Below are 20,234 nucleotides of genomic sequence, written 5' to 3'. Positions count from 1 at the left end.
TTTCTATTTTTTGCGATTTATTCAACATCCCCATCAACAAGCGGTACAAATTTTACTTCCCCAATATTTGTAGTTATAAAATTGTCTCCATCACGCTCAATTAATTGTAACGTTTGTTTGTTTTTACCAACAGGTAAAACTAAGCGCCCTTTGTCAGCAAGCTGTTCTAGAAGGCTTTGAGGAACTTCTGATGCTGCGGCAGTAACGATTATGCCGTCAAATGGACCTCGTTCAGGCCAACCTTGCCAACCATTACCATGACGAGTTGAGATGTTATGAATATCAAGTTGCTTTAATCGCCGTTTTGTATTCCATTGTAAACTTTTTATTCTTTCTACTGAGCAGACATGATCAACCAGCTTGGCTAGTACTGCGGTTTGATATCCTGAACCTGTACCAATTTCAAGCACTTTGGCTGTCGGCGTTAACCTTAGTAATTCAGTCATTTTGGCAACGATATATGGCTGAGAAATGGTTTGACCGCTACCTATTGGTAATGATCGGTCATCATAAGCTTGATGAGAAAGCGCTTCATCAACAAAATTTTCACGCGGTATTGAAGCTATAGCATCTAAAACACGATCATCTTTTATTCCCTGCTGGCGCAATAAATTAATCATAGCCTGCATTTTTGAATTTTGCATTACTCATTTCCAATTATCAATTCGCGTAAAACACTTGTAGCATAGCAACCAGAAGGTAAGTAGAAATTGATTTCAATATCATTTTCGCCTATCCATTGCCATTCTAGTTGCTCGGGGCGCAATAATATTGAGCGCCTGATTGTTTCCATTCGTTCTTTCTTGAATAATTCCTCAAAGCAAGACCAATATTTTAAACAATTTGTTTCAAATTCTAATGCAACTGATGTTGTGCCCAATGGCGAATCACCAACCATTGGTGCAGTAATATTAATTTCGCCATTTTGCAAACGTTGTTGTAAAAGTGATAATTCATCAGTTTTAGACAAAAACCAACTATTACTTTTAGATAGTTGTAATATATCACCATCGAGCACCGTTTGCTGAATATTTTGTTTAATTCTTTGACTGACAATATCATTGAAAATAGCACTACGAGCAGCAGAAAGATAAAAACCTCTTTTTTTACGATCTTTAACTGAAATTTCGCCAGTTGCCCATTTTATTGCTTGGGTTATGTTATTTTGATCTCGTCCAAATCTTTGCTCACCAAAATAATTAGGGACACCATATTGTTTAATTGTGTTTAATTTAGGCTCAATATTATCGGTTAAGTTTCTTAAAATAATTTTAAAGCGATTACCTTTTAAAGCCCCTATTTTTAATTTTTTATTATGACGAGTAATCTGCAATATTCGACAGCCCGTTAAATCAAATTTTGAAAAATCAGGTGTTTCTTTACCTGGCATATGTAAGCTAAACCATTGCTGGGTAACTGCTTGACGGTCTTTAAGACCAGCATAACTGACATTTTTAGCTGAAATACCGACATATTTAGCTAATTGTTCGGCGACAAAGACCGTATTGCAATCTTTCTTTTCAAGATAAACTAAAACATGTTCACCTTCACCAGTAAGCTCAAAACCAAGCTCTTCAATAACGATGAAATCTTCAAATTGCTGTTTATATAAACCATGAGTTGTCGGTTTACCATAAAAATAATTAAGTTCTGCTAACACTTATTTTGCCTATCGTTTATTTTGTATTTGTTTTTTTTGCTAATAGTACTACTGCCTCACAAGCTATCCCTTCTTTACGGCCTGTAAAACCTAGTTGCTCGGTGGTGGTTGCTTTAACACTAATTTGATCAAAATGTACATTCAAATCTTCAGCAATATTAACGCGCATTTGATCTACATGGGGTCTCATTTTAGGTTCTTGGGCAATAATAGTTGTATCTAAATTAACTAATTCATAACCTTTAGATTGAATAATTTGGTAAACTTCTTGTAATAACAATCGGCTGTTTATATTTTTGTATTTGGGATCATTATCAGGAAATAGTTTACCAATATCGCCCAAAGCTAATGCGCCAATTAAAGCGTCAGTGATAGCATGTAAAACGACATCACCATCAGAATGAGCAATAAGTCCATATTGATAAGGAATTGTTACTCCACCTAGGATAATTGGTCCTTCCCCACCAAACTTGTGTACATCAAATCCATGACCTATTCGCATAATCTACCTATATTAAATTTGATTAGTTAAATAAAACGTAGCCAAGCTTAAATCTTCTGGACGAGTGATTTTTATATTATCTCGACGACACTCAATTAATAATGGATGACCACCACAATACTCTATCGCTGATGCTTCATCAGTGATGGCGACATGATTATTTAAAGCCTTACTCAAACATGCTTTAAGTTCACCTGCATTAAACAACTGAGGTGTAGCAGCTCCCCATAAATATGTACGATCCACAGAGTGACTAATGATATTTGGATCATCTGTATAAGCTTGCTTGATCGTATCACTGAGTGGGGTTGCCAATATTCCACCTTTGTCTTCATGTAAAACTCGATTTATTAATTTAGTGATATCTTCATGACTAACACAAGGCCTTGCGGCATCATGGACTAATGCCCATTGATTTTCAGCAACTAAGTTTAAGCCTGCTAAAACAGAGTCAGCACGAGTTTCACCACCATAAGTCACTTTAACTTTTGATGCGACATCAAGTGTTTTAAAAAGCTTATCTTCTTGGTTTATCACCACTACTACTTGACTGATTTTAGGGTGGGTTAATAATTTTTGTAGGGTGTGTTCTAAAATGGTCATTTGACCAATTTTTAAATATTGTTTAGGTAATTGACTATCCATGCGACAACCAATTCCTGCGGCAGGAACGATTGCGATAATATCACTATTATTTGCCACGTAATACCTTATTGTTGTGAGTTGGAATCAATAATTATTCGATAAAAGTACTCATTAGGTTTAACCATACCCAAATGACTTCGAGCTCGTTCTTCTATTGCTTCATAACCTTTTTGTAAATCTTCAACTTCAGCAAACATCTGTTCGTTGCGAGCTTTTAACTTATCATTCTCTTGATGTAGGTTTTCAAGCATTTGCACATTTTCTTGGTAATCATAAAAATTATTTTTACCATACCATAATGAGTACTGCAAATACCCTAATACAAGAAGTAATATAAATGGGAGTTTCCATCTAATCATGAGTATAATTGTTCTCTTAACTTAAATACATTTCACAGGTTTAGGTAAGCCTGCAAGTTTAGTTGCTTGTTTAGCTGGTCCGTCAGGAAATAATTTATATAAATAGCGACTATTACCTTTTTCTGGACCAAATTTTTTCTCCATTGCTTTAACTAACGCACGGATTGCTGGTGATGTTTTATATTCTAAATAAAAATCACGAACGAATAAAATGACTTCCCAGTGAGCATCAGTTAATTCAATAGACTCTTTAATAGCTAATTCAGGCACCAAATCAACAGACCAATCCTGCCAATTCTTTAAATAGCCTTTTTCATCGGTTTCTAGTTGATTTAACATTTTTCAAAACATGGTTTGATATTTGCGGTGTATTATACTCAAATAATAAGATTCCAACACTAATTTTGGTAAGTAAACCATATCAATTTACCTAAATTGACCCGAATTTGGCGAAAATTAGAGCAGTTGATGAAAAATATTAAATTAGCTATTTACAAATAAGTCCGTCTCCTTTAATATTCACAGCCATTGCGGAAGTGTGGCTGAGCGGTTGAAAGCACCGGTCTTGAAAACCGGCGAGGGGCGACCCTCCCAGAGTTCGAATCTCTGCGCTTCCGCCATCTTTCCTAGAGATTAATCAAATAGTTACAATTCAAAACTCAATAAATAACTCTCTTCCAAAATATATCACTTAGAATTAACTTAGAATATATCTATTTTCCCTAAAATACCTGTTTTACGTACAGTGAAAATCATCATCAATTTTTTTGCTAGGGTAAAACTCATACCATTTTTAGCAAATTTCTGCGATCCGCTTTCCAACTTTTCACTTCAATTCACACTCCAGAAAAATATTAGTTATGATGAATAAAACTAACTAATCTTTCATAACATGATCACAATAAACTACACAAAACAATTTACATACTAACCGACCCAGACACCGATTCAATTTACGATTGCGAAAATGATTCGTATTTGATTTTTCCTCTCTCTCGATATACACAATGACTGGTAGTGCTTTTATCGGAATAACGGATTAAACAAAATCGGAATTTTTGAATCGTATCAAGATGAGGTAGAGTATGTTAAGTTGAAGATTGAAGATGAATCTTTTAACTGGATATGATTTAATAATCATCTTATTAATTATTGAGATCAACCATGAAAAAAATAATAGCGATATTTTTTATCTTATTTTCGTTTAGTGTTTATTCTTATGATATTGATGAGTTAATTAAGAAAGCAAACAACGGAGACGCAGAAGCTCAAAATAAGTTAGGTAAGATATATTCTGATGGCAACAGTACAATTACAGATTATGAGAAGGCTATAAATTATTTTAAATTATCCGCAGAGCAAGGTAATTTATATGCTCAACACAACTTAGGCGTAATGTATTATTTTGGCCAAGGAGTACCTAAAAATTTATCTATTGCAAAAGAATGGTTTGAAAAATCTTGTGACCAAAAATTTGTAATTGCATGTGGTTATTATAAAAAATTAAATAAGTTTAATTAATAACTTGACCTGCACCGTCGGTTAAAACTCCCGAAATTTTTGCCATAATTTTAATTTCTCCAGATAATAAAAAACCGCTACTAAAGCGGTTTTTTTATTTTTTTAATGTCATAAGCGTAATGATGTCGGGAATGCCCGTTTTATGATGTTTATCGCTCTCGTGCATACTAACACTAAATGTTGCGTGCGCTGGAATGACAACATAATATGTGTTGCTAGCAATATGATTATAATTTGTTGTTTCCATTGTTTTTACCAAAACAAATCTACCACTAGTATTATCGAATGTAACAACCAGCATGGTTATTTATGAAATTATAAGCTTAAATCAGAGTTTCTAGGAAACAAATAAACTTTATAAATTATTGCCCTATCTTAAGATTGATGAGTTAATTATTAAAAAGGTAGAGGCTGATGAAGCTAATCTTTTAGAAGATTACTTTGGAATCTCAGAAAATAAATTCGTGCCAGTGCTGGATAATTTAAGAAATAATGAGTTAGATAATATTACAGATTATCAACATTTATGTTCTTTTGCTGCATTGCAGCTAATTAGAACAATTAAAATACAAAAAATACAGACAGATATCATGCAAAGGTGTATGAAAAATTTTCATATTCATGTCAAAAGGAATGTTTCATTTATTGTTCAAAACATGCTGAAAAATTAACTACAGATACCAGCTAAAAATAAGTAAACTTTGCTATACTACATTTGTTAAAAAATAAAATTTATGTATGCTAGTTTCTGTTTAGATCAGTTAAGGTACAGACAGTGAACGGATACTAAGACGGGTGCAGATTTATTTTTTATTTAAAATATGATTTTAAATCAATCGTATAAAAATAATTTTGATAAGTTAGCGCTTCCGCCATCTTTCCTAAATACCTATCAAAACCCAACAAGATAAAATAAAAATACTATTCAATATACCATCTAGCAATTAAACTAATTAGCTTTACGCAGGTTACCATTCGTTTTCAGTCCAGTTTGTATTTCTGTAAACTTCTTTTCTGACACTTCCACAATACATTGAGCCACTTTAGTCCCCTCTTTTACATGGACGATAGATGCTCTTAAGTAATTGCCAAAATCGGTTTTTAATAAACTCTCATAATAAATACCAACGCACTTATTATAAGGCCATTGGTTATCATTTTGACATTGTTCAGCAATTCTCTCTTTTAGAGCTGATGCATCAAAATCAGGCGCTTCTTCCAATTGTACCTGACCTGTTTTTGAACAAGCACAAATTAAACAGTCTTGCTGATCATGATTATCACCCAATACTTCTAATGGAATCATTAAAGATGGAACAGGGACTGATTGATAAAGTTTTTCATAATTGACGGTAAAAGATTTTTGATTACATTTCATTATCAAATTATCATCGCCAAATAAGCTAACATCATCTACTGATTGGCATTGATTTGAACCAAGTAAATAGTAAGCTAATTTAATCACTTTATCATTAGGGAATTGATGAGTATGTTGTTTTTGAAATTCAATAATACGATCACTAATATAGGATTTTAGTTCATTTTCATTCTTATCTAACATTGGTAGAACATATAGTTGGTCATAATATTTGCCATATCTAGTTCCATCAACAGGATCTTTATAGATAATAGTATAATCATTATCATCGAGTAAATTGATATAAGGATATTCTGAAACTAAATATTCTTCATAGTGATCTAGTCTTCCACCATTCCAAGGATTAACAAATGAGGAATTACCTTTTTGAGTAGCTAGCGCATAACTTAATATGCTGTTATCCGGATTTTGACAACTTAAAATAATGTACATTTGGTCATCGGTAACAAAAGAGTGTTTAAATTTATGACAAATTGGTTTGTCATAATTGGCACTACCATAATAAAATTTACCACCGTTTGTTGCATAACCTTTAGCGAAATTCTCTCTTAGATTTTGAATCCGTCTTTCATCTAATGTTCCTTTATCTTCATAAAAAGGTTTTAAAGTATCGCCAAGTAATTTCTCTTCAAGTGCTTTTTTTTGCTGCCTATAATTTTGCTTTTTATTTTCTATGATTAAGTTATTTATCGGGATAAAAAAGATAATTGTAAATAACATTGTAATTGTTATGTAGTCACTTGTCTTTTTATTGGATTTGATTAGTAAGTAACATAACCCGATAATAGCATTAAAAATAAATAAAATGATAATTAAACCTGTAGTTACATTTTGATCGCTAAGTATAAGGTTTCTATTTTGACCAAGTCGAAAAAAAATTAAAAGGTATTCAATTGAGAGCAAAATTGTAATAAAAATTCGCATATTTTATATATTTTCAGCTATTTTATATTTTCATATTATTATGACAATAATAGTGAATGGCAAATTATTTATATGTTTATAATCAAGTTTTAAATTGATCGATACTATCAAGTTAACTCATCTTGTCGTTATCAACAACGAGAAAATACTAATGCTAAATTAACAAATTAATTGCACTACCTTATTTGTCTGATAATTGGGTATCGATTTTCATTGATTTTTGTATAAATAATTCTCAACAAGGGAAAATCAATTCACCTGTATCTCTTTCAATAGTTGATGTAATTTATCCAATCAGTATTAATCAGTTGGTACCAATTGTAAAAATATAACTAAATTGTTTAGGCAAGTCGTAGCATTGCTTGTTTTAAATCAATGGCTACTGAAAGTCGAAGTGTTTAGGAATATTGGTCGTGTAACGCCATATGACATTAATGCTGTGGTGACTGTTAGGTTTAATATTTATACCATTAACCAAACTTAAAAATTATTAAGCAGATCGTCGGATAGGCAAAATCACTTTCACTTTGTACATTTGAAACAGGTGAAGGAAATAGTTTCAGTAACATCATGCTCTGTTACATTCTAAAATTGATATGAGACATCGATTTTAGTGTCGATGATAATCAGATCTTCTGTTTCCAAAGAATATAACTCACCATTAACAACGTACACGTGCTTTTGTTAGCTAATGTTAGAAACGATACTATAGCTAATCTCAATAAGAACAATTTATTAATCAATTCATTACGATAGAACAGAACTTTTAATATTATATTAACTTAAAATAATAAATGTAGTTATCGATTTTGTTAGCTATTACTTTAAATACAACGATATATCGCCTCTTTGATTTTTTTGGGGTATAGGCCTGACATTCCTTCTATCGCTGTATTAGTAAAAATAACAACTGCTAAATCTTGTTGAGGGTCGTAAAACCAATCATGACCGTACACACCAACCCACTCTATTGTACCTTCACCTTGAGGTGTTTGAGCTATAGCTGGATTATCAAGTACAGCACCGCCATAACCAAATCCCCAACCTGGACCTTGAGTAGCAAAGTCACTACTAATATAACATTTAGCCATTTTATCCATTAATTTTTGTTCGCTTATTGGATTATTTTTTTCGGTTAATGCTAACAAAAATTGTATAAACTCACACGCATTGCCAACCATACCTGCGCCACCAGATTGGTAAGCATTATTATTGTATATCCGTTTAGGATCATAAGATAAAATTCCATTATTCCATTCCGCACCTAAATGCATAAAATATGGACTTGGCATTGGTAAGGGCTCTGGAACGGCATCATAATAATGAGTTACCAATTGACTGCTTTCAGATATAGTAAAACCTGTGTGTGGCATGTTTAAAGGTTCGGTTATTAGAGTTTTGATGACACTTGCTAATGATTGCTTTGTGGCCGCTTCTATTACTGCTCCTAATACATCTAGTGCTAATGAATAACACCAACTTGTCCCTGGTTGGTAAATAAGTGTAGTTTGAGATAAGCGCTTAAGATTCTCTTCCAAGCTGATAGCAATTTGATCAAAACCATCAGAAATCTGCAAAGAATTATAATTACCTTTACCATTAGGTTCATCAAATCGATACTTCAACCCAGCACTATGAGTCAGTAAATGATGTAAAGTTATAATCGGTTGCTCACCACTGTCAAGCTTAGGAGTGAAGCTAGGAAGATAATCGGTAACCGGCGATTGTAAATTAAGTAATCCTTTTTCTACTAAACATAATGCAGCAGCTGTCACTATTGGCTTCGTAACAGATGACAATAAAAATAGCGAGTCAGTATGCATAGGTATTTTTTGTTCACGATTAGCATAACCACAAGCTTGCTGATAGATAATTTCTCCATTTTTAGCCACTATAACAACAGAACCAACGATTCTTTTGTTTTCTATAGCTTCTTGATTGACGTGATTGATACTTTTAGACATTGCTGCTGATAGATGGTTAGTATTCATAATACATCCTTATACATTATTTATAACTTAATAATGGGTGTTACTTTTTTATATATAATTTTTGAATAATAATCTAATTTAATTAACCAATAAAATTATTTAGCTGTTTTAAATAAGTTTATCAGATTTATCTTGTAGCCCTGGTAGAACCTAAACTACAAGGTTATCAATAATATTGATAACTTAAACTAACGATAGTTTCTATTTTTATTAACCTTAGATCATAAATTTATCCAGAAAATTCCTTAAGCTTTTTATTGTGTTACTAGCATAAATTAATAATAAAAACCAATACACTATTCTTAAATTATTAAATAAAACCACAATAAAAAACCCTAGATATTCTAGGGTTTAAGTTGATGCAGTAAAACAATAAATCGTCCTTACTTTAATCCGGTTTATTTTTGCTTTGTTTTATACTCATCATAGTATTCTTGAGCTAATTTACGCATAGATAAACCAATCGCTGCATATTGATATTCATTTAAGTTAGCTAATGAAGCCCGAGCAGATGGATGTTGCAATACAAACCCTTTACCTGGTAATAAAACTACACCAGCTTCATCAGCAATTCTAAATAACATTTCAGACGGATTTTTATTTTTTAAGATCCATTTAGCAAACTTATCATCATAAAGTTCACGACAAATATGTTCTAGATCAATTAAGGTATAATAATCGACACTATTTTCATCAGTATGATGCTCAAGTCCCAAATGTTGATACAATGATGCTGCTCGACGACGAATTAACGATTTCAATGCGGCTTTATAACTTTGATCAGTATCCCTCATTTCACACAATGCACTAAGTGAATTCGAAAATTATTATTTTTCTGATTTGACAGTTACTTTCAATTAAACATTTTTAATTTGTATTCTTAATTCCTATTCATCATCTCTGATACTAAATTAATGGTATCTTGTTCAATCTGATCATTAAGATCCCTATCATTTTTATACACTACACTAATATTAATTAATCCTTCAAGAATCACCATCAGTTTATTTGTCAAAGACTCTTTATATGAATAATCTTCAAGTTTTGAATAAATTAGATGTCTAACAAATTCTTTATGCTCCATAAGTATATCTGATACGCAAGGCAAGGTTTCACGCATTTCCTCAACTGCTCGCATGAATAAACAGCCATTATAATCCACTTCAGAAAACCATTTTTTATGCCATTTAAATATTTCCAAAATAGCATTTTTTCCATAGAGTCCTTTAATAGAATCCTCAAGCTTTGAACGAAATATTGAGTCTCTATGTTTTAACACTTCTACGATAAGTTTATCCTTGCTTCCAAAGTGATTGTATAAAGTTGTTTTAGAACATCCTGATATATCCCTAATATCATCTACTCCTACACTAGAAAAACCAGTTCGATAAAACAGTTTTTCTGCTGTCTTAATAATTAATTCATCTGTTTTTTTCAAAATAAATCACCTAAATAAATTGCAAAGTGAACAGATCTGTACTACCATCAATTTTGTGTACAGATCTGTTCATATTTTCTATTCATATATTATAACTTATAAGGAAAACAATTAATGAAATTCTTTCTTTGGGGTAGTGAAAAACTACCTAATAGACCTAAATTACTTGATTTATTTCAAGGACTGTTAGGCGGAACTTTGGCAATTTTAACTCTGGAATATCTGACTATCTATTCTGGTAGCTATTTTATTATGGCTCCATTTGGAGCTTCATGTGTTATCTTATTTGCTGTTTCTCAGTCTCCTCTTGCACAGCCAAGGAATGTAATTTTTGGGCATCTTATATCAGCATTTATTGGTCTTATATTTTTGAAATTATTTGGTGATTCAATTTTTATTACTGCTTTAGCGGTGGGTTGTGCTATTGCAGCAATGCAATTCTTAAGATGTGTACATCCACCAGCAGGTGCTAATCCGTTGGTTATTTTATTAACAGCGAGTCAGGTTAATTACGATTTCAGCTTTTTGTTGTTTCCCGTGCTCTCAGGCTCCTTCTCTCTGGTAATAATAGCCTATGCTGTTAACAATCTACTATCAAAAAACAAATGGCCAATTTATTGGTTAGCATTTTTTAATGATAAAAAGGAGAAATAAGTAATATGCCTTTAATCGAGATCAATATTTACCGAACTGGTTCGCAACTAGATACAAAGTCTATAGTTAATAGTGCCATTGATGAAACAGTCAACATTTTAGGAAAAGACAGAGCGGTGACTGCTGTTGTTTTGAATAATTTTTCAAATTGCTTCCCAAATGAATTAAGTGGAAATTACACAACTGATTATTCAGTAAAAATATTTATAACTGAGGGAACTAATACAAAAGAGGATAAAGCAATATGGATTTCAACCATAAACAAGTTAATGAAGGATAGCCTTGATATACCTAGTGGAGGTTATGCCAATTATGTCTCAATAATTGAATTAGATTCAAAAAATTGGGGATATGATGGAAAGACACAATCGGATAGAAAAGATAACAAAAGTAAGGATTTCAACTGAGGAAAACATTATGATGAATTTTGACACTCCACCTGAAAATAACGACTTCGTATTTGATTTGCGATTAAATACAGAGTTCTCCTTTGACGAGGAGAAACTAGATTTTAAACCATATCTTCCCGGGATACGTGAAGGTGTTGAGATAGCAGTAATTTTTGATGAGTCTCCGAGTGGTGGCCCAGATATGGCTTTTTTACGTTATTCAATGGGATCTAGATCGCCAGCACATGTACACATAGGATACGAAAGCGTATTCGTTGTCAAGGGCGTATACATTGAAAATGGTGTTGAGTATAAGCCTGGAATGTTAATCGTTAGAGCTCCAGGTACTGTACATAGTCTTGGTGCAAAATCAGATGAAGGATGCATCATTCTGGCATCTAGATATAAACCAACTCAATTAATAGAGGACTAATTTATGTCTTCTTTTGTTACAGGGGAATTTTTTGCGTCACAAATCAGGAAAAGTCAAAATATTTTAGTTGGTGGCTTTGGTTGCTGTGGGGCTCCGGAGGATCTATTAAAAGCAATAAGAGAAAGATTTGAAACCACTCAAGAACATCTTGATTTAGGGATTTTTTTTGTTTCCAGTGTAGGCGATATGCAAGGTGCTGGGATCGATAACTTGGCTGTTAATGGATTGGTAAAGTTTGCTATAGGAGGTTTTTGGGGATTTACCCCCAATCTCTCCAAAATGGCTTTGGATGGTCTAATCAAAGCTCATAATTGGCCGCTAGGTGTGGTTAAACATTGGATTAATTCAATCGCTCATGGAGCAGATGGTTTTAAAACTGAAGTTGGATTTGGAACATTTATAGATCCGGAATACGATGGAGGTGTGCTTAACAGAAAAACAAAGACATTACTTAAAGTACACGATTTTTTGGGGAAAAAATACATATACTATCCAGCACAAAGAATTGATTGGGCTTTATTGCGAGGTTCATACGCAGATCGAAATGGCAATATAAGTATAGATAAAGAGTTGCTTCATGGTTCATGTATGAGTGATGCACTTTCTGCTAAGAGATTTGGTGGAAAGGTTGTAGTTCAGGTAGAAAAGATAGTAGATACGATCCCGCCTAAACAGGTTCAAATACCTGGCCTTGTGGTTGACTATATTGTCGTATCACAGAATCCTAAAATAAATCACAAACCTAGTTACGGTTCAAGTAATATTAATAGAAGTTCACAATCACCTATCCCGGAAAGACGATTGGCTCTTGCGAAAAAAGCCGCCAATGAAATAGGAAAAGAGGATAGGATTCTTAATTTTGGTATAGGTGTTCCTGCGCTGGTTCCAAGATTTCTGAATTGTAAAAATGGCCATAACTTACCAATAACTATAGAGTCAGGTGTAATTGGAGGGGTCCCTTATGATGCATTATCTTTTGGTGGAGCTGAAAATCCAGAAGCTATCGTAGATCCAACACATGTTTTCAACATGTATCAAGGAATGGGAATTGATGCATGTGTATTAGGATTTGCTGAAATAGATAACCATTGTCGAGTCAATGTAAGCAAGTTTCAAAATACACTAAGAGGAAGCGGAGGATTCATAGACATTGTAAGTGCTAGCAAAAAAGTTGTTCTTTGCGGTTTTTCTAAGTCTAGTACAGGTAAAAGTAAGTTTGTCAAAGAAGTAGAACACATAACAGTAGATTTTTCTCATCCAAGGTTTGCTAGTAAAGAAGTTATTATTGTGACGGAAGAGGATAAATATAGAATATTTAACGGAAAACTCAAAACTATAAAGAGGGATATATGAAGGATATAACCATGTCAATTGTAGGCGGTGGAGCCGCTAGTTTGTCTTTAGTTAATGCAGTTAAACGCAAATACAAAGAGTTTGCAAATATTAAGCTCACTATAAGAATTTTTGATGAAAAAGTTAAGATGGGAAGAGGAAACGCCTATTTAAAAGATAGTCACTCTAATTTAATGAATACAAGAGCTGGTTATCTAACCTTTGATGAACGAAAGCCACGAGACTTTCTCAATTGGGTTGAGAATGAGTCTGATCTGGCTCTATCAATTGGTGAAGAAGAATTTGTTTCTAGAGCACTTTTTGGTGAATATTTATTATGTAGATGGAAGTCAATTGTTAAAGCAGATATTGACAATGTTGAGGTAATTGAAAAGGATGAGAAGATTCTTTCAATAATGAGAAAAGAAAATGACTTTCTTCTAATAAATGATTTAGGCGAGTCATATAAATCAGACTTTTTGATACTTGCTACTGGAACAACTAATAGAATAATTGACGATAAAATATATACTCTAGGTGCAAAAATCATTCAAAATCCTTATCCTACACAATCTTTAATTCAAAGAGTCGATATGGATCGCAATATTGCTGTAATAGGCTCAAGATTGAGTGCTATAGATACAATTATTTCATTGAAAGAATCTGGATATAACGGCAAAATTGCAATGCATTGTATAAACGGCACTTTTCCTAGTGTTAGAGGTATTCAAGGAAGATATACAAATACCTATCTTTGTAAAAATCACATTAATTGCCATTTTAAAAACTCTATTACCCTCAGTGATATTATGGAACTATATAGTAAGGAAGTCGAATATTATAGGACTACAAGAAACCATTCAACTGATGAGGATATAACAGGGTTATTTAATAAATATCCTATAAACTCTTTAGAAACTTATTTAGAGGACGAAATCTCCCTTGCTTCAAAAGATAGAGCCTGGCAGGCTGTTCTTTATGATACTAATAGAAGTTTGTCTGATATTTGGTCATTGATTAAAGACATTGATAAAAAATATGTACTTAGTGATGTTCTAAATAAGTTAATGGCGATGAGGGTTTCAATTCCTGTGGAAAACGCTGAAAAAATGCTTTCTTTTATCAAATCCAATGAAGTAATCTTTTCTTCAGGAAAGTTCGAGTTTTGTAAAGATAGAAACATGGTGGAACTTAGACCTGAAAAAGGCGATATAACTAATGATATAGGAACTATTATATTTGCAACGGGTAGTCCTTCAAATATTTCCGAATCTGACTTTACCTTAGGAAAACAGTTAATCGAAACAGGAGTTTTAGTTAAGGATGAATTAGGCGGCATTAAGGTTAGTAAGTATTATAGGCCTATAGATAATAGAGGGAAGGAAATTAATAACATGTTTGTAATAGGAGAGCTTACAAAGGGTAGGCATCTTTTTACAGCTGCACTCGATATCATACGCCATCAAGCAGAAGAATGTTCTGAGCAAGTTATCAAATCTCTTGGGAAGTATGATCTATCCGACATTAACACGCGTGTAGAGTATTTATAATACAACCCTTTCCTTTTCGTGCTAGAGCAAGAGTCGAACCTTGTTTTAGTGCGGGAAATTTTTAGTCTGTAATTGAATAATGGAGATTTGTAAGTATGCGTCCAACAGTTGCAATACTGGGTCTTGGAGCAATAGGTCACGCTTTTGCTGAAAACCTATTGAACAAAGGTTTTAAGGTGTTTGCTTGGAATAGAACTTTGAGCAAGGGAGAGAATCTATTATCCAAGGGATTGAAATTAAAAAGCAGTATAGAAGAAGCCGTCATATCGGCAGATGTTATTATTAGTATACTGTCTGATGAAAAAACCACATTGAAAATTGCCAAAGAGCTTGCAAAAAGTTGTTCGAAACATGTTGCCTATTGCCAAATGGGTACAATTGGTGTGAATGGAACAAAAAAAGTAAGAGGGTTATTAAAGAAATTATGCCCAAATGTAACTTATATAGATGCTCCTATCTCAGGCACTAAAGCACCTGCACAAAATGCACAGATTACAATCTTTGCAAGTCCTGCCCACTTAAAGTCTGATATGCTTAAAATAATTTTTGATGCAATTAGTCGGAAAGTTATATGGTTTGATAATGAAGATGATGGTCAAAAAATGAAGCTTGTTGTGAATTCAATACTTGTTATGATGATGGAGGGTATTGCCGAAAGCATGCAACTGGCTGATATATTTGGTTTTTCATGCGAAGAATTATGGAGCTCTTTAGAGGATGGACCTTTGTCTGCCCCATATATAAAAGGTAAATTGAATATCATAAGTAATGATGACTATGAACCCCAGATGGAATTGCGACATGCTTTAAAAGATGTTAAATTAGCTTTAAAGAATTTATCTCCTGAAAAAGCTCCATGCCTAACCAAGCTTAAAAAGCTCTGGCAAAATGCGAACAATACTGGATTGGCAAGTGAAGATATTTCAATAGTCTATAAATTTCTTAAGATAAATTAAAATTCCGAAAGTACTAGTCACTTAATTAAAAATATTTGAATGAAGTATAGCTGAAGCATTAAAGCTATATTTCGTTAATTGAGAGATATCGGTTTAGGTATAGAAAATTTTGTTGAAACCTTAGTTAACCTAAAAGATAAAGTACATGGCTAAATTAGTAATTATAGGCTTTTTCGAAACTCGGCATAGAAGTATTCATTTTCTATGCCTTTCATTAAGACACAAAGTAGTATTTTCAATTACAATGAAATAACAATCACTGATGGTAAAGTATTTTCCTAGGTAAAAACTGGCGTGTTATAAAATGCTTCAACGTGATGCAATATAAGCTCCGAGCCATGAGTTTAGACTAAGACATTTAATAAATGAAACTATAAAGTGTATGTAGATAAAACGGACTGTAAATAGGAGATATGAAAGAAACTTACAGAACAAACTAAGTTTGTTAGCACAAGATGAAATATTGAACTTATGCAGATATATTAAATTAACTAGTTCGTCATTTGAATTTAATAGCTAATATTTAAAATAAAATTGAAGAGATATATAAAATAAAAACCCTAGATAATCTAGGGTTTGATAGTAGAGTTGATAAGTTAATCAGTATGATTATCTATTTTTTATTAGCTTTACCTTGGTACTCTGCATAATACTCTTGTGCAAGTTTACGCATAGATAAACCAATTGCTGCATATTGATATTCATTTAAGTTAGCTAATGAAGCCCGAGCAGATGGATGTTGCACTGCAAACCCTTTACCTGGTAATAAAACTACACCAGCTTCATCAGCAATTCTAAATAACATTTCAGATGGATTTTTATTTTTTAAGATCCATTTAGCAAACTTATCATCATAAAGTTCACGACAAATATGTTCTAGATCAATTAAGGTATAATAATCGACACTATTTTCATCAGTATGATGTTCAAGTCCTAAATGTTGATACAATGATGCTGCTCGACGACGAATTAATGATTTCAATGCGGCTTTATAACTTTGATCGGTATCCATCATCTCACATAATGCAAATAACACCATTTGAACCTGTTGTGGCGTAGAAAGACCAGCAGTGTGATTTAACGCAACCGCACGGCTATCTGCTACTAAACGATCGATAAATTTAAGATTTTCAGGATCGGTCACAATTGAGCTGTAACGTTTATCTAAAATCTGTCTAGCCTTGCTTGGTAATGCTTTAATTTTGTTATCTAAAATATTATCGTGTGCTATTGCAATCACACCTAAACGCCAACCTGTTGCACCAAAATACTTAGAGAATGAATAAACTAAAATCGTATTTTTAGGACAAATAGCAAATAAGGATTGGAAATCATCAGCAAATGTACCGTAAACATCATCAGTTAAAATAATTAAATCTGGACGTTTTTTCACAATATCAGCAATGATTTTCAAACTTTTATCATCAATTTTTACTGATGGCGGATTAGATGGGTTAACTAAATAAAATGCTTTGATGGAAGGATCTTCTAATTTGCGCAATTCGGCTTCTGGATATTGCCAATTTTTATCAGGATCAGAATTAACTAACACTTCAACCAATTGATAATCATTAAGCTCTGGAATTTCCAAATACGGCGTAAAAATAGGTGCACCAATTGCAATTTTATCACCTTTTTGGATTAAGTTATTTTCTTTCATTGAATTGAAAATATAAGCCATTGCAGCAGTACCACCTTCAACAGCAAATAGATCAAGATCATCTCGTCTTAAATATTGCGCACCCATTTGAGAAAGAACATAGGCTTTAACCACCTCTTCACTAAAATGCAGCATTCTATCAGGTACTGGATAGTTACAGCCCAAAATACCTTCCACCATCTCTTGTAAGAAGGCATTTTCATCTAGACCAAGTTGATCGCGAATATATGAAAACGCTTTACCTAAAAATGACACGCCAGGAGTTTGATAATTTTGACGGACAAAATGTTCAAAACGACCTGTTAAACCAGCCTTAATTGGCATTCCTCCTATGCCTTCATTCATATATGAAAAAGACATTTCAGACTCTTGCAAAGCAAAAACGCCAAGTTGGAAAAAAGCTTGTCGTGGCCATGTTGCCAAGAAATTAGGATTACCACGCCCCGCATTTAACATTACACGGTCAGTATGGCTTTGTGCTAGTTTAATTAAATTATCTTTCAATTCAAAAGGACTTAAATTCGCATATTTTGCATATTCATTATTACTTTTCATAACCATGTATCCTTAATTTGAGATGTCAATTAAACAAAAGCAACAACTAATGGCCCTAATAAAGTTAGGAAAACATTAGCTAAAGCATAGGTAATAGCAAAAGAGTTAGTAGGTGTTGAGTTACCCGCTTTATTTAGTACTTCACCAAAAGCTGGATTTGCACTACGAGAACCCGCCAATGCACCAGCGAATACTGCAGAATTTTTATAACCCAGCACATACTTACCAAAGTAAATACCAAGCAACATAGGCAATAAAGTAACTACAACGCCAATTAGAAATAAAGAAATACCTTGATCTTTAATGGTATCAATAGCTTGCAATCCAGAGCTTAGACCAACTACGGCTACGAAGCCAGCTAGACCAAAATCTTTAAGTAATTGCACCGCACCCGTTGGGATGTTTCCTACAGTTTGATGTAAAGATCGATACCATCCAAATAATAAGCCTGATAACAAAGCACCACCACCAGCACCTAAGGTAATTGGAATACCACTAACACGAATTACAATAAGACCAATAATAAGGCCAACGACAAGACCTAAACCATGGAATATCCAGTCAGTTTTTTCGCTCTTTGTTATCGGCGCACCAATTTTATCAACTACTCGCCTTAAGTCACCATCAGTACCATAAACCGTAATAATGTCACCTAATTTGAACACCATATCATTATTTAATGGCAATGGTTGCCCATCGCGATGGACAGCAATTAAATAAATACCATGTTTTAGTTTCATTACTTCATCAGATGAAAGTACTTGCGTTAAGTTTTGACCAACATAACGTGTATTACGCATTTCGACATCTTGAGTATTCATAACCACATCCATACCCTGTGCCGAATTCACCTCTTCACCTAATAAATCAGTGGCTTTAATCATGGCATCACGATGGCCAACAACTAAAATAATATCTTTGGCCTTTAATATAGTTTCTGGTCCAGCTTCAATAATACGATTACCACGTTTGATTCGTTCGATGCTTATACCGTTAATCACCTTTTCTAAACTTTCAACGGTTTGATTAACTTTATTGGTAATACGATATAAACGACCCGTTACATCAGATAAAGCAAAGTTCTGACCACTACCTAATAAAAGTGAACCATGTAATTGTTCTGCTTCTGCCTGAATTGCATCATCGTTAATTTCACGCCCCATAATTTTAGGTAAAATATTAACACAGACAATTATGGCTCCGAGTGAACCAAAAATATAAGTTACGGCATATCCAATAGTCACATTACCTTGTAATCGGCTTAACTCTTCAGGGCTTAAACCTAACTGAGTAAGCGCATCTGATGCCGTCCCCATTATTGCTGATTGGGTTAATCCTCCTGCAGCTAAACCAGCAGCAAGACCTTTATCTAAATGGAATAATTTGGCTAAAACGAGCACCGTAACAAAGCCAGCAACGGCAATAAATAGTGCTAAAAAGATTTCACGAAGGGTTTTAACCCCCAATGAACGAAAGAATTGTGGTCCACTTTCGAACCCTACTGCATAAATAAATAAAGCAAAAAGTACAGCTTTGACACCAGCATCAACCGTAACACTAAACACGCTTAATGCGACAGCAACTAGTAGGGAACCAGCCACTCCACCTAATTGAAATTTACCAATTCGAATACCACCAATCAAATACCCTAAGCTCAGTGAGAGAAATAAAAGTATTTCTGGTGAATGTTTAAGTCCATCTAAAATCCAATTTGAAAGCCATTGAAACATAATAATTGTCCTCAAGTGCTAAAATTTATGAAATAGAAAAAGATAGAAAAAGAAAAGATTGGAACTTGAACTTTAATATTCATCACATTTTATGAATACTGTTATATATTAAACTTCAATGCAAAGAATAGATAGTTAATTTTAACGATTAATACTATTGTTAGGAGATAACAATTTTTTAAGAATTTTAAGATTCTTACTGCTACATTAATACTCACAACATTGCTGTCTTACATTGAAATATTACTAAAACCAATATCTATGGTTATATCATCTTTAAAAAGCTATTTTGGTCATACTCTTGGTGCATGTGGCGCGATAGAAGCATGGTTAACATTAGAAATGATGCATACTGGCTGGTTTAATCCAACTATCAACTTAAATAATGTCGATCCTCAATGTGGTGATTTGGATTATATCGTTGGTTCAGGACGAAATTTAGATATTGAATATTTTCAAACTAATAACTTTGCTTTTGGCGGAATTAACACCTCAATTGTGATTAAAAGAATATAATTTGTAATTTCTTGTCATTAAAACAAGGCAAAAAAAGTTGA

The 20,234-nt window shown here is 33.2% G+C and carries 18 protein-coding genes, 1 tRNA gene and 2 pseudogenes; 9 read left to right on the top strand and 12 right to left on the bottom strand.

All coding sequences use genetic code 11. The features are described 5' to 3' along the window. Positions 1-17: 17 nt before the first annotated feature. The 6 genes from A9G07_RS05460 to A9G07_RS05435 are packed head-to-tail and all read right to left on the bottom strand — an operon-like array spanning position 18 to position 3,505. Positions 18-644, bottom strand: a complete 627-nt coding sequence (locus tag A9G07_RS05460; protein ID WP_065562142.1) for a protein-L-isoaspartate(D-aspartate) O-methyltransferase — start codon at positions 642-644, stop codon at positions 18-20. Further along, a complete protein-coding gene (gene truD / locus A9G07_RS05455; RefSeq protein ID WP_065734337.1) occupies positions 644-1,660 on the bottom strand; it encodes a tRNA pseudouridine(13) synthase TruD in 1,017 nt (338 codons plus the stop codon). Before truD ends, A9G07_RS05460 begins: the two co-directional genes overlap by 1 nt. Positions 1,661-1,676: 16 nt before the next feature. Continuing rightward, complete coding sequence (gene ispF / locus A9G07_RS05450; RefSeq protein ID WP_065734336.1) at positions 1,677-2,162, bottom strand: 2-C-methyl-D-erythritol 2,4-cyclodiphosphate synthase; 486 nt, start codon at positions 2,160-2,162, stop codon at positions 1,677-1,679. A gap of 12 nt (positions 2,163-2,174) precedes the next feature. After that, complete coding sequence (gene ispD / locus A9G07_RS05445) at positions 2,175-2,876, bottom strand: 2-C-methyl-D-erythritol 4-phosphate cytidylyltransferase (RefSeq protein WP_442903357.1); 702 nt, start codon at positions 2,874-2,876, stop codon at positions 2,175-2,177. Then, entirely contained in the window at positions 2,873-3,166 is a 294-nt protein-coding gene (gene ftsB / locus A9G07_RS05440; protein WP_065562145.1) for a cell division protein FtsB, read from the bottom strand. The genes ispD and ftsB overlap by 4 nt, the downstream gene beginning before the upstream one ends. 21 nt (positions 3,167-3,187) lie before the next feature. Beyond that, positions 3,188-3,505 carry a TusE/DsrC/DsvC family sulfur relay protein gene (locus tag A9G07_RS05435; protein ID WP_065734335.1) on the bottom strand — a complete coding sequence of 106 codons (318 nt, stop codon included), beginning with the start codon at positions 3,503-3,505 and terminating at the stop codon, positions 3,188-3,190. A 193-nt stretch (positions 3,506-3,698) separates the two neighbouring features. On the opposite strand from A9G07_RS05435, the gene A9G07_RS05430 reads away from it, so the two are divergent. Further along, positions 3,699-3,786, top strand: a tRNA-Ser gene (locus A9G07_RS05430). 544 nt (positions 3,787-4,330) lie between these two features. Further along, on the top strand, positions 4,331-4,687 hold the full coding sequence (locus A9G07_RS05425; RefSeq protein WP_065734334.1) for a tetratricopeptide repeat protein: 357 nt from the start codon (positions 4,331-4,333) through the stop codon (positions 4,685-4,687). Positions 4,688-5,636: 949 nt separating this feature from the next. Here A9G07_RS05425 and A9G07_RS05415 read toward each other — a convergent pair. From A9G07_RS05415 to A9G07_RS05400, 4 genes and pseudogenes are all read right to left on the bottom strand, one after another. Then, a complete protein-coding gene (locus A9G07_RS05415) occupies positions 5,637-6,785 on the bottom strand; it encodes a hypothetical protein (protein WP_141677477.1) in 1,149 nt (382 codons plus the stop codon). 1,028 nt (positions 6,786-7,813) lie between these two features. Then, positions 7,814-8,980 (bottom strand): serine hydrolase domain-containing protein, encoded by a 1,167-nt coding sequence (locus tag A9G07_RS05410; protein ID WP_065734331.1) that lies wholly within the window; start codon positions 8,978-8,980, stop codon positions 7,814-7,816. 398 nt (positions 8,981-9,378) lie between these two features. Continuing rightward, positions 9,379-9,792 (bottom strand): annotated as a pseudogene (locus tag A9G07_RS05405) (bifunctional aspartate transaminase/aspartate 4-decarboxylase); the annotation flags it as partial. 68 nt (positions 9,793-9,860) lie between these two features. Then, the gene (locus tag A9G07_RS05400; RefSeq protein WP_065734329.1) at positions 9,861-10,418 is read right to left on the bottom strand and encodes a TetR/AcrR family transcriptional regulator; all 558 of its coding nucleotides are present in this window, start codon (positions 10,416-10,418) and stop codon (positions 9,861-9,863) included. Positions 10,419-10,532: 114 nt separating this feature from the next. Between A9G07_RS05400 and A9G07_RS05395 the strand changes: the two genes are divergently transcribed. The 6 genes from A9G07_RS05395 (at position 10,533) to A9G07_RS05370 (ending at position 15,732) form a co-directional block, all read left to right on the top strand. Then, complete coding sequence (locus A9G07_RS05395; protein ID WP_065734328.1) at positions 10,533-11,072, top strand: HPP family protein; 540 nt, start codon at positions 10,533-10,535, stop codon at positions 11,070-11,072. Positions 11,073-11,077: 5 nt separating this feature from the next. Beyond that, positions 11,078-11,479, top strand: a complete 402-nt coding sequence (locus A9G07_RS05390) for a tautomerase family protein (protein ID WP_065734327.1) — start codon at positions 11,078-11,080, stop codon at positions 11,477-11,479. A gap of 10 nt (positions 11,480-11,489) precedes the next feature. Continuing rightward, positions 11,490-11,894, top strand: a complete 405-nt coding sequence (locus A9G07_RS05385; RefSeq protein ID WP_065734326.1) for a cupin domain-containing protein — start codon at positions 11,490-11,492, stop codon at positions 11,892-11,894. 3 nt (positions 11,895-11,897) lie between these two features. Next, positions 11,898-13,247 carry a CoA-transferase gene (locus A9G07_RS05380; RefSeq protein ID WP_065734325.1) on the top strand — a complete coding sequence of 450 codons (1,350 nt, stop codon included), beginning with the start codon at positions 11,898-11,900 and terminating at the stop codon, positions 13,245-13,247. 11 nt (positions 13,248-13,258) lie between these two features. After that, a complete protein-coding gene (locus A9G07_RS05375; protein ID WP_176713952.1) occupies positions 13,259-14,776 on the top strand; it encodes an FAD/NAD(P)-binding protein in 1,518 nt (505 codons plus the stop codon). Between the two features lie 95 nt (positions 14,777-14,871). Beyond that, positions 14,872-15,732, top strand: a complete 861-nt coding sequence (locus A9G07_RS05370; protein WP_065734323.1) for an NAD(P)-dependent oxidoreductase — start codon at positions 14,872-14,874, stop codon at positions 15,730-15,732. Between the two features lie 613 nt (positions 15,733-16,345). On the opposite strand, the gene A9G07_RS05365 is transcribed toward A9G07_RS05370, so the two are convergent. Both A9G07_RS05365 and aspT read right to left on the bottom strand, forming a co-directional pair. Further along, the gene (locus tag A9G07_RS05365; protein ID WP_065562154.1) at positions 16,346-17,947 is read right to left on the bottom strand and encodes a bifunctional aspartate transaminase/aspartate 4-decarboxylase; all 1,602 of its coding nucleotides are present in this window, start codon (positions 17,945-17,947) and stop codon (positions 16,346-16,348) included. Between the two features lie 29 nt (positions 17,948-17,976). Next, positions 17,977-19,677 carry an aspartate-alanine antiporter gene (gene aspT / locus A9G07_RS05360; RefSeq protein ID WP_065734322.1) on the bottom strand — a complete coding sequence of 567 codons (1,701 nt, stop codon included), beginning with the start codon at positions 19,675-19,677 and terminating at the stop codon, positions 17,977-17,979. A gap of 267 nt (positions 19,678-19,944) precedes the next feature. Here aspT and A9G07_RS05355 point away from each other — a divergent pair. Beyond that, positions 19,945-20,193, top strand: a pseudogene (locus A9G07_RS05355) (beta-ketoacyl-ACP synthase); the annotation flags it as partial. Positions 20,194-20,234: the final 41 nt, after the last annotated feature.

Source organism: Gilliamella sp. wkB72, assembly GCF_001693745.1.
Taxonomy (GTDB): domain Bacteria; phylum Pseudomonadota; class Gammaproteobacteria; order Enterobacterales; family Orbaceae; genus Gilliamella; species Gilliamella apicola_E.
This window is presented reverse-complemented; position numbering and strand designations above follow the sequence as displayed.